Consider the following 13,582-nt stretch of genomic DNA (forward strand, 5'->3'; position numbering starts at 1 on the left):
CGCCCTGCTGAAAAACGTGTCGACAAGAAAGCGCGCTATACGTTGATCGTGTCCATCTCCACGCCCGACGAGAACGTGGACATCTACACGCCAGTTGCGATCCAGATTGGCATCGAAAACCTGATCGAAGTTTAACGGCCCGCCTATGGGTGCCCAATAGCCATGCCTGTTATCCGCAAAATTGAAATCGCAAACTTCAGATGCCTGAAGAAGTTCAGTTGGCTTCCCGCGCCCGGAATCAACGGCCTTATTGGTCCCGGCGACATTGGCAAATCGACGATCCTGGATGCAATCGACTATTGCCTGGGTGCCCGTCGCAATCTCCAGCTCGTCGACACCGACTTCCATTGCCTCGATGTTGCCCAGCCGATCACCATTGCCATCACCCTCGGCCAGCTCGACGATACTCTGAAGAGCATCGAGGCCTATGGTCTTTACTTGCGCGGCTTCAACAAGGAGACGGGCGACATAGTTGAAGAGCCCGAAGCCAATCACGAAACAGTATTGACTTTGCAGTTCCAGGCCCTTGCCGATCTGGAGCCCCAATGCACCCTCGTCTCCGCGCGTGGGACAGCACAGGGACAGACCCGAAATCTCAACTGGCAAGACCGGGTCCGGCTCGCACCCACAAGACTGGGCGCCTTCTCGGAACACAACCTCAGTTGGCGCCGGGGTTCGATCCTTAATCGTTTGTCAGAGGAAAGGCCCGACGCATCGGCTGCGCTGGTTACAGCCGCACGCAATGTTCGCATTGCCTTCGGCGAACAGGCCCACGCACAGTTGAGCGACGCCCTTGGTGCTGTATCCGAGGCCGCAAAAAGCCTCGGCATTCCCGTTGGCACCGTCAAGGCGCTGCTGGACTCCCATTCGGTATCTGTGAGCGGCGGGACAATCTCGTTGCACAACGAAGATGGCGTGCCGCTGAAGGAGCTGGGCCTTGGCTCGGCGCGGCTCCTTATCGCGTGCCTTCAACGTAAAGCGGCCGCCACCTCTCCTATCGCCCTGGTCGATGAACTTGAGTACGGCCTTGAACCGCATCGCATCATAAGGCTCGTTGACGCCCTTGGGGCCAAGGAAACCGATCCGCCCCTGCAGGTGTTCATCACAACGCACTCGCCGGTTGCCGTGCGCGAACTATCTGGAAACCAGTTGTTCGTTGTCCGCGAAAGAAATGGCGAACACACTGCGCGTCAGGCCGGTACGTCAGATGATATCCAGGGCACTATTCGCCTGTTCCCGGATGCGCTGCTAGCGACTTCTATCCTGGTCTGCGAAGGGGCGACCGAGGTCGGCTTCATACGCGGCATGGACCAATACCGAGTCAGTACGGGCGAGATCGCAATCGCTGCGCAAGGCGTCACCATCGTTGATGGCGGCGGTACAAATACGTATCGTCGCGCAAAAGTCTTTCGCCAGCTCGGCTATCGAACTGCTGTGCTGCGAGATAGCGATGCCCCGCTGACGCCCGGGGAAGAAACTCTGTTTCGTGCCAAAGGTGGCAAGACTTTCAAATGGCGTGAAGGGCTATCGATAGAGGATGAGTTATTTGACAGCCTGCCGGACACCGGCATCGACGGCATGCTCGAACGAGCCGTTGAATTTAAGGAAGAGTCACTGGTCAACGACCATATCAAGTCAGTGTCCGGGAACGCCAAGAACCTGGAGGACGTCCGGCTTGAGATCCTGACTGACGTCATCTCGCAGGAAACGCGCGCCGCGCTAGCCAAAGCCTCGAAGTGTGGCAAGGGCTGGTTCAAATCCGTTCCCGCCATGGAAAAAACGGCGCGCGAAGTCATAGGACCGGCTTTTGCAAATGCTTCCGGTCCTTTCCGCGAGAAGGTTCTGGCTGTGTTTTCGTGGATCAGAAATGACGGCTAAGGTCGACCTCCTCGCGATCGACCGTGGCCTTGTTGTCTCGCCAGCGGGATGCGGCAAGACGCAGTTAATCGCCGACGCCCTGCACGCGCACACGTTCGCGAAGCCAATTCTTGTCCTCACTCATACCAACTCGGGCGTTGCGGCCCTTCGAGGGCGGCTGGACAAAGCAGGCGTTCCTGCGTCGCAATACCGCCTGTCGACAATCGACGGCTGGGCCATCCGTCTCATCTCCACGTTTCCCGAGCGGTCCGGCCACGACCCGGGCATTGTGACGAGTCAGCGACCGCGGTATCCCACCATTCGGGCGGCCGCGTCCCGGCTCCTAAAGTCAGGCCATATCAGCGACGTCATCGTAGCGAGCTATTCCCGGCTGCTTGTGGATGAATACCAGGACTGCTCGGGGTGGCAGCACGCCATCATCTACTGGGCTGCAAAAATACTGCCGACCTGCGTCGTGGGCGATCCCGTCCAAGCGATATTTGATTTTTCTGCCGACGACCCGATTTGCGACTGGAAGAAGCATGTCTGCGTTCATTTTCCGCAGGCGGGCGAATTGTCAAAGCCATGGCGCTGGCTCAACGCCGAAGCGCCCGAGCTTGGCGAGTGGTTGCTGGCGGCACGCAAGAACCTGCTCGATGGAAAACCCGTTGACCTTCGAACCGCTCCGTCGTCCGTCACCTGGGTAAAGCTGGAAGGCAATGCGGACGACTACGGACGGATGATCAAGGCCGGCAGGGTCAAGCCGCCGGGCGGTTCAGGTTCGGTGCTGATCATTGGCGAAAGTAAGAGCCCGCCCAGCCAACAACGCATCGCCAGTGCGATCCCCGGTGCAATCACCGTAGAGGCGGTCGATTTGCGCGACCTTGTAAGCTTCGCTGAATCGCTTGATCTATCCTCGTCGAAAGCCGTAGCGACCGTTGCGGAATTTGCCGAATCTCTAATGACGAATGTCGGTGCCGCTGACCTCGTGAAGAGAGTTGACAGTCTCATGCGCGGGAAAGCTCGCCGCGAGGCAAGCACCGTTGAGAACGCCGCCATAGCGTTCGTGCGCGATCCCTGCCTGGCTCATGTCCTGAATCTGCTCGTCGAGATCAACAAGGATGCCGGCGTTCGAGTTTACCGGCCAGCTATCCTGAGGGCATGCATCCGCGCCTTAGAACTGGCGTGCGGCCCAGGAAGTATCAGCTTTGGGGATGCGGCCGTTCGTATCCGCGAGCAAGGACGCGTCGTGGGGCGCACGATCAAGGGTCGGTCTGTAGGAAGCACATTGACCCTGAAGGGCTTGGAAGCTGATGTTGTAGTCGTATTGGATGCAGGCACGCATAACGCCAGAAATCTGTATGTCGCCATGACGCGCGGCTCGAAACAGCTCATCATCTGCAGCCGAAACGCGCTGCTCAAACCATCCTGGTAGACTACCCTCGCCGTCCCATTTGTCCGACGTCCCGATCTGGTGGCCGCTACTTCCCGGCCGTGCCGCGCAGGATGCGTCCCACCTACGGACGGGCCACTTTGGCAGCATCAAATGAGGCTATGCGTGGAAACAATGGTCAATGGCTCAAGCACAATCTGAACCGCCCCGGGTTTGCCGGAGGCTCCAACTCCTGAGAGGATGGAGCCATGACAAGCAAGACGACGAACAAGTTTTCGCCTGAGGTCCGCGATCGTGCGGTCCGGATGGTTCTGGATCACGCCGGCGAGCACCCATCGCGCTGGGCGGCGGTGGCATCGATTGCGGCCAAGATCGGCTGCACACCGCAGACGCTGCACGACTGGATCAAGAGGGCCGAAGTTGACAGCGGGAAGCGGGTTGGCGTTCCAACTGAGATGGCCGAGAAGCTGAAGGCCCTGGAGCGGGAGAACCGTGAGCTTCGGCAAGCCAACGAGATCCTGCGCAAGGCGAGCGCCTATTTTGCGATGGCGGAGCTCGACCGCCGGTCCAAGCCATGATCGCCTTCATCTGTAAATGCTGATTGAAAAATGACCCTCATCGGCGTCGTCGGGACCCCTTCAGGCCATTGATTTCATTGAATTGAAATGATGGGACCCCCACGCCGATCATGGTTGAGACCCCACGCCGAAACACAGCGTCCGTTGACGGGGCGATTTCGTGTTGAAGTTCGAAGGCCGCAACCCGAGGAACTTCGTATCCTGGCGGCCATAACGCCTCTGCACGCCGATCACGGTCTGCATCAGACCTTTGACGCCCTTGATCGAATAGTCCTCCAGATAGATGGGGGCCAGCACATGCGACGCCGCAACCAAACAGCCGACACTGCGCAGTCCAAGTGATGGCGGCGTATCGATGACGCAGGCGTCGAACTGATCCGACGCACTAGCGAGGTTCTCTTGCAGAGTCGTTATGGCGGCCGCATTGCTGCAATCGAGATCAGTCAGCGAGCTATCCGCCGGCGCAAGCGTTAGACCTTCGTCTTCACGAGAGACGATCCGTGTCCCCGGCTTGAACAGATCCGCGGCTAACGTTGAACCGGCATAGTGCCTCAACGTATCCGACGCAATGCTCTGCGCATCCACGTCGATCACGAGAACGCGGAGATTTGCCTCCGCCATGAACAAAGCCAAATGCACAGCAAGCGTGGTCTTCCCGACCCCGCCCTTTTGATTGTTGATGACAATGGTCTTCATCTCAGAATCCGGAATGGGTCTGGCGGCGCTGGGTTCATGTCCTCGTCCATCGTTTCGTGGAGGTGTTGGTTTGAACCAACAGCGATTGCGAATCCGATCAACGGAACGATCCCGAAATTCACCCGGCGAATCCCCTGCCAGAAGAGTCAGGTCAGTACATCGCCAACGGAAGGAACAAATTCCGGCAAGCGCGGCTGGGACCGTGCTCGTTGCTGCACCAGTGGCGTCGACTCGGCCGCGAGAGGATCGTCACGCGAATGCGCGGAGACCGCTTGCGGGCTCCGGGAGCGCCGCCCGGCGGCGCGAGTAGAGCCGTCCCCGAAGGGGCTCGCCCAAGTGGACACTTGTGTACGAGCGGACCGACTAGCTTAGGAGTTCTATATGGCCGGCCGATCGCAAGATGGGCATTGCGGCGCGCGCGTCCTGACAACGAAGTCGCTGAAAGGTTTAGTCCAGCTTGGGTCGCGGCAATTTCCGGCGCAATTGAGCCGCGTGCGCGAGCGAGTTGACGGCACGTGCGGCCCTAATATACTAGTGTTCCAATTCTAAGGTGGGGAGGAAGGCCTGGAGCGACGCAAGGCGCGCGATCGCGGCCGCCAAGACGGCCGTCCGAACAGCCCCACGCCCGGCGAGGCCGGCGTTGTTCTGTTGAGGCGCAACACCATCTCGGAGCAAATCCACGCCGTCCTGCGCCGCGATATCGTCTGCGGCCGGCTGTCGCCACGCGCCAGCCTAAGCGAGCAGGATTTGGTTCATCGTTTCGGCGTATCGCGGACGCCAATCCGTGAGGCCATGATCAAGCTGGCCGACGAGGGGCTGGTCGAGATCTTTCCGCAATACGGCTCGTTCGTCGGACCAATCAAACTCGCCGAGGTGTTGGACAGCCAATTCGCGCGCGAAACCCTTGAATGCGCCGCGGTGGAAAAGGCGATTGCGCAAATGGACTCCAGGCAGGCCGACCAGCTGAAAGCCTTTCTGGATCGCCAGCGCGCCCTCCAGCGGAGCGGCGATGATGAGGGTTTTTTCCGCGCTGACGAGGCCATGCATGCCCACATCTTTTCGATCGCCGGTCATCCGACGGCCTGGCAGTTTGTGGCCGGCGCCAAAGCACAGATGGATCGCGTGCGCTATCTTGCCATCACCATCCTGCGCAAGCAGCCATCCGTCGTCGCCCAGCATGCTCTCATCATCGACCGGCTCTGCGCCCGTGATCGCGACGGGGCGGTGGCGGCCATGCGCACGCACATGCGCGGGATTCTGAAAACCATCGAGATCCTAAGGGGTGAGAAGCACGATTATTTCGCCGAGAAAGACGGAAATCCGCAGCCGCGGCGCGAAGCTCACGATCAAGAGGCCCGGAAGCGGCCGCAGTAGGTGGCTAACAACGTACAATAAACATGGCGCAAGACGTCGCGCGCCAATCCAAGAGGGAGAGAGAACGGCCATGACATTTGCACCCACTCGCCGCAGCGTCGTCGCGGGCCTCGCCGGCTCGTTCGCCATCAACGCCCGCGCCTTCGCGGCGTCTCCGCCGCTGCCGTCCTCTCCGGTTTCCCTGAATATCGTCGACGTTGCGGGCAACCTGGCGCTGACGCAGAAGGCGATCGAGGCCTACCGCGCCAAGAATCCCAAGCTCGTCTCGAAGATCACCTTCACCAAGGCCCCGGCTCCGGAGCTGCCCGGCAAGATCAAGGCGCAACAGGACGCCGGTCGGGTCGACATCGACGGCGTGCTGACCGGCATCGATGCGCTCTCGGCGGGAGTCGACCAGAACCTCTGGATTCCGACCGTGACCGACTATGCCGACAAGTTGCCGAAACTCGGCGATATCTATCTGCCGGGCGCGCGCGCCATGCAGGGGCTCGCGGCAAACCAGGGCGTATGCATCGTGTTCTGTCCCGCAGGTCCGGTGATGGAATATATGCCGGAGAAGGTGAAGCAGGTGCCGGGGACGGCCGAGGAACTGCTGGCCTGGGCCAAGGCCAATCCCAACCGCTTCATGTACGCCCGTCCCGCCAATTCTGGTCCCGGCCGCGTCTTCATGATGGGGCTTCCCTACATCCTCGGGGACAAGGACCCGAAGGATCCGAAGGACGGCTGGGACAAGACGTGGTCATACCTCAAAGAGCTTGGACAATACGTCGAATACTATCCCGCCGGTACGGGCCCGGTGATGAAGGAGCTCGGCGAAGGCTCGCGCGACATGATCCCCTCGCAGATGGGCTGGGACATCAACCCGCGTGCGCTCGGCGTTGTGCCGAAAGAAGCGAAGGTGTTCTTCCTGAAGGGCTTCCACTGGATTCTCGACGCCCACTATCTCTGCATCCCCAAGGGCGTCGGCCCCGACAAGCTCGCGGTGCTGCTTGATCTCATCAACTATCTGCTCGGCAAGGATGCGCAGGCAACCACCTATGACACCGGCTATTTCTATCCGGGACCGGCCGTGAAAGACGTCGCGCTGGCGATGGCGCCGCAGGACAGCCAAGACGTCATCAAGGAATTCGGTCGTCCGGAATACGAGGCCGCAATCACCGGCAACCCGCAGGAGCTGCCGCTGACACCCGACAAGCTCGTCTACGCCTTCAGCCGTTGGGATGAGCAGATCGGTGCGCAAAAGAAGAAATGACGCCAGGTGGCTGCCCTTGCAGCCGCCCGATGAGATCAGCCCGGTGCTCCCTGGAGTTTCTTAATACATGTCGATTGCAGGACGTGACTTCCGCGAGCTCCGGCTCGAGGACCTGAATCGCAGCTTTGGCATGCTGAACGCCCTCAAGAGCGTCAGCCTGAGCATCAAACGGGGTGAGTTCATCGCACTCCTCGGCCCCTCAGGATGCGGCAAGTCGACTGCGCTCAACTGCCTCGCCGGCCTGCTCACGCTAACCGGCGGCAGCATCTGGCTCGACCAGACCCGGATCGACCGGCTGAAGCCGGAAGAGCGCGGCTTCGGCATGGTGTTCCAGAACTATGCGCTCTTTCCGCACATGACGGTCCGCCGCAATATTGGTTTCGGTCTCGCCATGCAAGGCAAGCCGAAGGAGGAGATCGCGCGCAAGGTCGAGGAGGCGCTTGCCATCGTTCGGCTCAGCCAGCAGGGCGACAAGCTCCCGGGCCAGCTTTCGGGCGGCCAGCAGCAACGCGTCGCGATCGCGCGCGCCATCGTGATCGAGCCGCCGCTGGTTTTGATGGACGAGCCGCTGTCCAACCTCGATGCCAAGCTTCGACTTGAGATGCGCGCGGAGATCCGCCGCATCCACGACCTGATCGGCTCGGCCACGATCTATGTCACCCATGACCAGGAAGAGGCACTCTCGATGGCCGACCGCATCGTGGTCATGCGCGACGGCACGGTGCGCCAGGTTGGCACGCCGCCGGAGCTCTACGCCCGCCCGGCGCATGCCGATGTCGCGGAGTTCATGGGCTATCGCAACGTGCTGCCCGCGCGCGTGCTCGAGGGCAGCGGCGCCGATGGCATCCACGTATCCGTCGGCGGCGCGGCACTCAAAGGCGTGGCCATCGAACAGTGCCCCGCCGATCAGGCGATCGTCGCCGTTCGGCCTGACGATCTCAGGCCCGCCAGCGACGGGCCGGTCGCCGCGATCGTGGAGAGCGCGCAGTACCACGGGCGCGATTTCTACTGCTCCGGACGCGCCAGCGACGGCACCGAGCTCTATTTCTGCTCGCCGCAGCCGCTACGGAAGGGCGAGAAGGTGCTTTTGGCGGCCGATCCAACCCGTGTATTGATCTACGCGGGGGCATCATGATGACCCACACCGCCGATCGACTGGCGCGCGCCCCGCAGGAGAGCGCTCAAGACCGGACTCCCTGGCGCGTCCGGCTCGCGCTCCATGATATCGACGGTGTCACCCTCCTGGTGGTGCCAGCGGTGCTGTTTGTGCTCGGTCTCTTCGCCTATCCGTTCCTCTACGGTCTGGTGCTGTCGTTCAAGCCGCGCGCCGGAGACTTCCTCGCCAACTACAGAAAGTTCTTCTCTGACCCGTTTCTCTACGACACGATCTACGCGACGTTGCGGCTCGCGCTGCCGGCGACAATCATCAACGTCCTGATTTCGATTCCGGTCGCGCTCCGCGTGCGCAAGATGCACCGCCGCCGGCTGCTGACGACAATCCTCGTCATCCCGATCACGCTCGGTACGGTGCTGATCGCCGAGGGCCTGCTCAACTATCTCGGCCCGCAGGGCTGGCTCAATCGCACGCTGATGCTGTTCGGTGTGATCAGCACGCCGCTGCGGCTGGTGCACAACTACGCCGGCGTGATGCTCTCCCTGATCCTGTCCGGCTTCCCCTTCACCTTTCTGTTGACACTCTCCTATATCACCGGGATCGACACCTCGCTCGAACAAGCCGCCGCCACGCTCGGGGCGACGGCGCGGGCGCGCTTCCGCTATATCGTGCTGCCGCTGCTGGTACAGGGGCTCGCTGTCAACTTCTGCCTGTCTTTCGTTCAGACCTTTTCAGTGTTTCCGTCCGCGGTGCTGCTTGGAGCGCCGGCCGGCGACACAAGGGTGATCTCGATCGCGGCCTATCAGGCGGCGTACGAGCAGTACGACACCTCCATGGCCTCGGCGATCGCAATGATCATGGGCTTCGTGCAACTCGCCGTCGTCCTGCTGGCGCTCGCCGGGCGCAGCCTGTTCTACCGTGGTGCCGCAGGCGGCGGAAAGGGCTAGAGGAACGACAAGACAATGGGCCAGGACAAGACCATCTCCGAACGGCTGTGGGCCGCCGCGATCTGGGCGGGCGTTCTCTTCTTCATCATGAACTTCATGGCGATGATTGCGACCGTCGTGATCAACTCCTTCGGCACACGGTGGCTCGGAACGTGGCTGCCGGCCGGCTATACCACTCGCTGGTATCGCTCGGCGTGGGACGAATTCCAACTCGCTGATGTCTTGGTCACGACGTTCCAGGTGGTCGGCGCTGTCGTGCTGCTATCGGGACTGTTCGGCGTGCCCGCAGCCTATGCCCTGGCCCGCCGCAACTTCCCCGGCAAGCAACTCGTCATCCTGTTGTTCCTGCTCCCCCTGATGATCCCGCCGATCACGTTCGGCATTCCGCTCGCGACCGTGCTCTATCAGCTCGGTGCCGGCGGAACGCTTTCGGGCGTCATCATTGCCAACCTCGTGCCGACCGTGCCCTTCGTCATCCTCGTGATGATCCCCTTTATCGAGCAAGTCGACCCGCGAATCGAAGCCGCAGCCCGTGTGTTCGGCGCCGGGACCGGGCGGCTCTTCGTCTACGTCCTCGTTCCGCTGCTCGCGCCGGGCATCCTGGCCGCGCTGCTGCTGGTGCTGGTACGCACGATTGCAATGTTCGAACTGACGTTCTTTACCGCCGGGCCCGACAGTCAGACGCTGGTTGTCGCGCTATACTACGCCGTCTATGCAGCGGGCGTGAGGGCGGGCCAGTCGATCGACGCGATGGCCGTCATCTACATGATCACCACGCTGGTCTGGCTCCTGATCGCGCTGCGTTTCGTCGATCCCACCCAAATGGTCGCCCGCGCGAAGCAGGAGGCGACGCGGTAGTACAAGGTGCCCACGGCAGTCCAACACCAGCGATTGGGCGGATACATCGAGTGCCGAGACTGGCTCGTCGACGGCGAGTTTCGGCCGCAACACCAGCGCCCGCGCTATCCCGAGGTGTGAATGCTGATCGAAAAATGACCCCCATCGGCGTCGTCGGGCCCCTTTCAGGCCATTGATTTCATTGAATTGAAATGATGGACCCCCACGCCGATCATGGTTGAGACCCCACGCCGAAACACAGTCTACGACCCGTCGGGGCGCATTTCTAATCCTCGAGGCGTAGAAAGCGATTTGAGCGGACAAGACGACAAGATGAACGTGCGCGTAATGATCGTCCCAAGGTAGTGGCCGGTGAAGGCTTACTCAGTGACAGGCATTCCCGGCGGCATCTTTCGCTGGTAAGCGCCGCAGTGCTCGACAAATGGACAGGTCGGGTTTTCTGGCTTTTCAAACCATTGGTAAGAAATGCATCGCCCGCTGTTGAAACTAAGAGGCTCCGTTGGATCGAGATACCTCATTAGGATGCGGCCCTCGACGAAACCGCAGACTTGCTGCTCAAGCGTAGGCTTCAATGTCGAATTGAGTTTATGAAAAACGAGACCGATGAAGGCGTTCAGTTTTTCGGTGGTGTCCGCGAGCCGAGCAAACACATCGTCGACAATGTACGGGCCTCCGTTCAATTTCATGCCCGCATGCATATAATTAACTGCGCTGGTCTTTTGATCCAGCCAGCATTGGCCAGTGGCAAGGTGGGTAAGTTCGTCGCGCCAGTAGAGTAGGCCATTGTACCAATGGGCTGCCCTGAATGCGTCCTTGATCTCCTCGGGAAAGGTGCCGGTCACTTTGTCGATGTTCTGGAAGAGCTTCCTGGTTGAATTGGGAAGTGACCGCGAACCTGCGCCGTATGCAGCGCGGAGGACTTTGACAGTGCAGTCCACCGACGAGTAGAGCTCCAGAACCGACCCTTCGATAACGGCTGAAAGTTCGTGCGAGTTTAGGGCTGGCGTGAAGCCGTTTTTATTTAGTTCATCATGATCAAGATCGAGGCCGGGCCGCAACTTGACTGCGAGGGCTTGCAGCGTGATCGCTTTGCGGAAATGATTTGCGACACCGCTTACGGCGCGGCGGTCACGGTCGGAAAACTTGTAGGTCCCCCCGTAAAAACTGGCAAAGCGGTCGACCTCGCCCCATTGCTCGGGCGCAAAAACGCGGACAGCCGGTAGCGTTTGCGGTTCCATGACCCACAGATGCTTATCACAAAAGGCGTGGCATGTGGACGGGCCCGTCTGCAGGCTCCCCGGGGGACGATATGTGACGATACGGCCTTCAGCCCTGTCGTAATCCGTCAAGCTCGGCTATTCTGCAACTGTACCTGACGCCGTGCATTTTTTTAGGCTGTAGCAAGATCGAGGTGATCAGTTCGGTCACATCGAAGGCCCCCAGCGAGAGCAATAGGATTGGCAGTCGTAAACCGAGGTGCCGTGCTAAATTTCACAATCACGACTTGGCTATAACCGATGCGGCCACACGCTTCATGTTGTCCGGAAAGTTGCTGATATACCATTTATAATGTGAAAGACTGTAGCCTTCTTTGGCCCAGCGCTCCGCGTCCCAGATGAGAAGCTCCGACACGCCGAAGACGAATTCCAGCGTGTTGGTGAAGAAAGGCGCGAGGGTAAACATGTCTTCCGTTGACATGTTGACCGGGCTCCCGTGAACGAAGAAGTTGCGCGCCCGAACGCCATGCGCAATAGCGTCCGGCATACCCGGCAGCCGTGACGCAATGCTCTCCGGCACGGTCGCCCACCGCTGGAGAACCTTGTTACGAAGATTGAGGCCTCGCACAAGTCCAAGATTATTGGAGCTATGGCTGATTCTGGGTGACGCGGCCTGATCGGCGGCGTGGCTTTCAGCGGTCGGAATGACCTCGATGCCGTCGGTGAACTTTACACCGGCGATGACCTTCGGCAACTGATTTGTTCCTTTCAGTCGGCGCCAGGTCTTCGATGCAGCGTCGATCAACTTGAACACCATCAGCTTGGCGGTTTTCGGCGAGAGCGATCCTTTCGTTCGCTCCGTGCGATGCCGCACCGTGGCGAACACGCTCTCGATCGGATTCGAGGTGCGCAGATGAACCCAATGCTCGGCAGGGAAGTCGAAGAATGTGAGCAGCGCCTCACGATCCTTGATCAAGCACTCGACCGCAGGTCCGTATTTGGCACGGTATTTCTCGACGAAGGTGTCGATTGTGAATGCTGATCGAAAAATGACCCCCATCGGCGTCGTCGGGACCCCTTCAGGCCATTGATTTCATTGAATTGAAACGATGGGACCCCCATGCCGATCATGGTTGAGACCCCACGCCGAAACACACACAAGACTAAGATGCATTAGTCAGACACATCTAGATCAGACGGCGCGGCGGATGTAACCGGCCTGATGATCGTAATGAGAACCCCGACGCAAGTGCGCCGGGGTGCTCATGCGACCGCGCCTAGAGCAACGCGCATCACCGGCTGAGCTGTTCAAAGCTCCCATCCTCAAAGAGCAGTTTCCTAGGAGAAAACTTGATCTTTAAGTTTTCGAGGGTGGCGTTCCGCAGCCGCTGATGCGAGTCCATGAACTGATTGAATTTGAGTTTGCCGTTCCAACCCAGCGTCGCTCCAGCGCTCACTCGATCATTAATAGCCAAAAGAGATGAATGAATTTCGTTATCTAACAAGTCGGTGAAAGTTAGCGTGCCGTCGAACGCTCTGATGTCTTTCTTACCGATATTTTCTATCGTCAATGAAAATGTAATGTCGTCCTCGAAGTCACTTTTCATAGGGTCTGAGCTCTTAAACCCCTTGCGCGTCAAAGCGACCTTAAATGGTGATGGAAGCGGAACGGGCGCTGATGAACTGTTCGACGCAACCAGACTCGATCCGGCTATCCTGCTTGAAGCCGACAGAGGTATGGAAGGGGCGGCCGGCTTCTTATCTAATGCATTGGCGAATGCTTCCTTGGGGAGCATGAGACGGCTCAGGCGCCACGTCCCGTCCCATTTGAACAGAAGTAAGAATGGGTCTTGACTGGTCTTTTCGTTCCGTAGTTGGACCTTGAAGGTAAGCGGGCCGCCGTCGAAGAATGCGTATTCAATAATGGATAGATCGACCCTGTCACCACTGCTTCTGTCGCCGGTGTTGCTCCCTTTTGTTTGTCTTTTTTGGCCGACAAGAGCAGCCATTCCCTGCGGCGTTATGTACCCGTCGATCATCTGATTTACGATGGCAGGTGCTAGAGCGACTGCTAAGCCGGAGGCTAGAGAGTTCCCACTGTGTGAGAGTTTCTGCAAAACCATCGCGTTAAGATCAGCTCGCAGACCTGCGCGAAGCTGATCCCAATCAACGCGGGTTTCGAGTGCACGCGCGTCGCCGTCTTTCATTGCGGTCAACAATCCGTAGGCCGCGTAATAAGGCCAGGCGATCCAAAACAGCACGAAAGTGAATAGGCAGAGAGCAATTCTACCCTTCG

At 59.6% G+C, this 13,582-nt stretch carries 10 protein-coding genes and 2 pseudogenes; 8 read left to right on the forward strand and 4 right to left on the reverse strand.

Annotation, left to right across the window (positions count from 1 at the left end):
• The first annotated feature begins 162 nt into the window (after positions 1-162).
• The 3 genes and pseudogenes from NLM33_RS47205 to NLM33_RS47215 all read left to right on the forward strand — a co-directional run.
• Entirely contained in the window at positions 163-1,878 is a 1,716-nt protein-coding gene (locus tag NLM33_RS47205; protein ID WP_254106385.1) for an ATP-dependent endonuclease, read from the forward strand.
• Positions 1,868-3,292: a UvrD-helicase domain-containing protein gene (locus NLM33_RS47210; protein ID WP_254106386.1), complete on the forward strand. Its 1,425-nt coding sequence runs from the start codon at positions 1,868-1,870 to the stop codon at positions 3,290-3,292. The genes NLM33_RS47205 and NLM33_RS47210 overlap by 11 nt, the downstream gene beginning before the upstream one ends.
• A 206-nt stretch (positions 3,293-3,498) precedes the next feature.
• Positions 3,499-3,839: pseudogene (locus NLM33_RS47215) on the forward strand (transposase); the annotation flags it as partial.
• Between the two features lie 97 nt (positions 3,840-3,936).
• Here the strand turns inward: NLM33_RS47215 and NLM33_RS47220 are convergent.
• Complete coding sequence (locus NLM33_RS47220; protein ID WP_254106387.1) at positions 3,937-4,524, reverse strand: ParA family protein; 588 nt, start codon at positions 4,522-4,524, stop codon at positions 3,937-3,939.
• Between the two features lie 648 nt (positions 4,525-5,172).
• Here NLM33_RS47220 and NLM33_RS47225 point away from each other — a divergent pair.
• The 5 genes from NLM33_RS47225 to NLM33_RS47245 all read left to right on the forward strand — a co-directional run bounded on the left by NLM33_RS47225 (position 5,173) and on the right by NLM33_RS47245 (position 10,069).
• Positions 5,173-5,898: a GntR family transcriptional regulator gene (locus NLM33_RS47225; protein WP_254106388.1), complete on the forward strand. Its 726-nt coding sequence runs from the start codon at positions 5,173-5,175 to the stop codon at positions 5,896-5,898.
• Between the two features lie 70 nt (positions 5,899-5,968).
• On the forward strand, positions 5,969-7,150 hold the full coding sequence (locus NLM33_RS47230) for an extracellular solute-binding protein (RefSeq protein ID WP_254106390.1): 1,182 nt from the start codon (positions 5,969-5,971) through the stop codon (positions 7,148-7,150).
• Positions 7,151-7,217: 67 nt separating this feature from the next.
• Entirely contained in the window at positions 7,218-8,285 is a 1,068-nt protein-coding gene (locus tag NLM33_RS47235; RefSeq protein ID WP_254106392.1) for an ABC transporter ATP-binding protein, read from the forward strand.
• Positions 8,285-9,211, forward strand: a complete 927-nt coding sequence (locus NLM33_RS47240; RefSeq protein ID WP_254106393.1) for an ABC transporter permease — start codon at positions 8,285-8,287, stop codon at positions 9,209-9,211. Before NLM33_RS47235 ends, NLM33_RS47240 begins: the two co-directional genes overlap by 1 nt.
• A gap of 15 nt (positions 9,212-9,226) precedes the next feature.
• Positions 9,227-10,069, forward strand: a complete 843-nt coding sequence (locus NLM33_RS47245) for an ABC transporter permease (protein WP_254106395.1) — start codon at positions 9,227-9,229, stop codon at positions 10,067-10,069.
• A gap of 359 nt (positions 10,070-10,428) precedes the next feature.
• Here NLM33_RS47245 and NLM33_RS47250 read toward each other — a convergent pair whose 3' ends face one another.
• The 3 genes and pseudogenes from NLM33_RS47250 to NLM33_RS47260 form a co-directional block, all read right to left on the reverse strand.
• On the reverse strand, positions 10,429-11,418 hold the full coding sequence (locus NLM33_RS47250; RefSeq protein WP_254106397.1) for a hypothetical protein: 990 nt from the start codon (positions 11,416-11,418) through the stop codon (positions 10,429-10,431).
• A gap of 547 nt (positions 11,419-11,965) precedes the next feature.
• Positions 11,966-12,307 (reverse strand): annotated as a pseudogene (locus tag NLM33_RS47255) (transposase); the annotation flags it as partial.
• Between the two features lie 271 nt (positions 12,308-12,578).
• Positions 12,579-13,547 (reverse strand): DUF2939 domain-containing protein, encoded by a 969-nt coding sequence (locus tag NLM33_RS47260; protein WP_256570629.1) that lies wholly within the window; start codon positions 13,545-13,547, stop codon positions 12,579-12,581.
• Positions 13,548-13,582: the final 35 nt, after the last annotated feature.

This window comes from Bradyrhizobium sp. CCGUVB1N3 (genome assembly GCF_024199925.1).
In the GTDB taxonomy this organism is placed as follows: Bacteria; Pseudomonadota; Alphaproteobacteria; order Rhizobiales; family Xanthobacteraceae; genus Bradyrhizobium.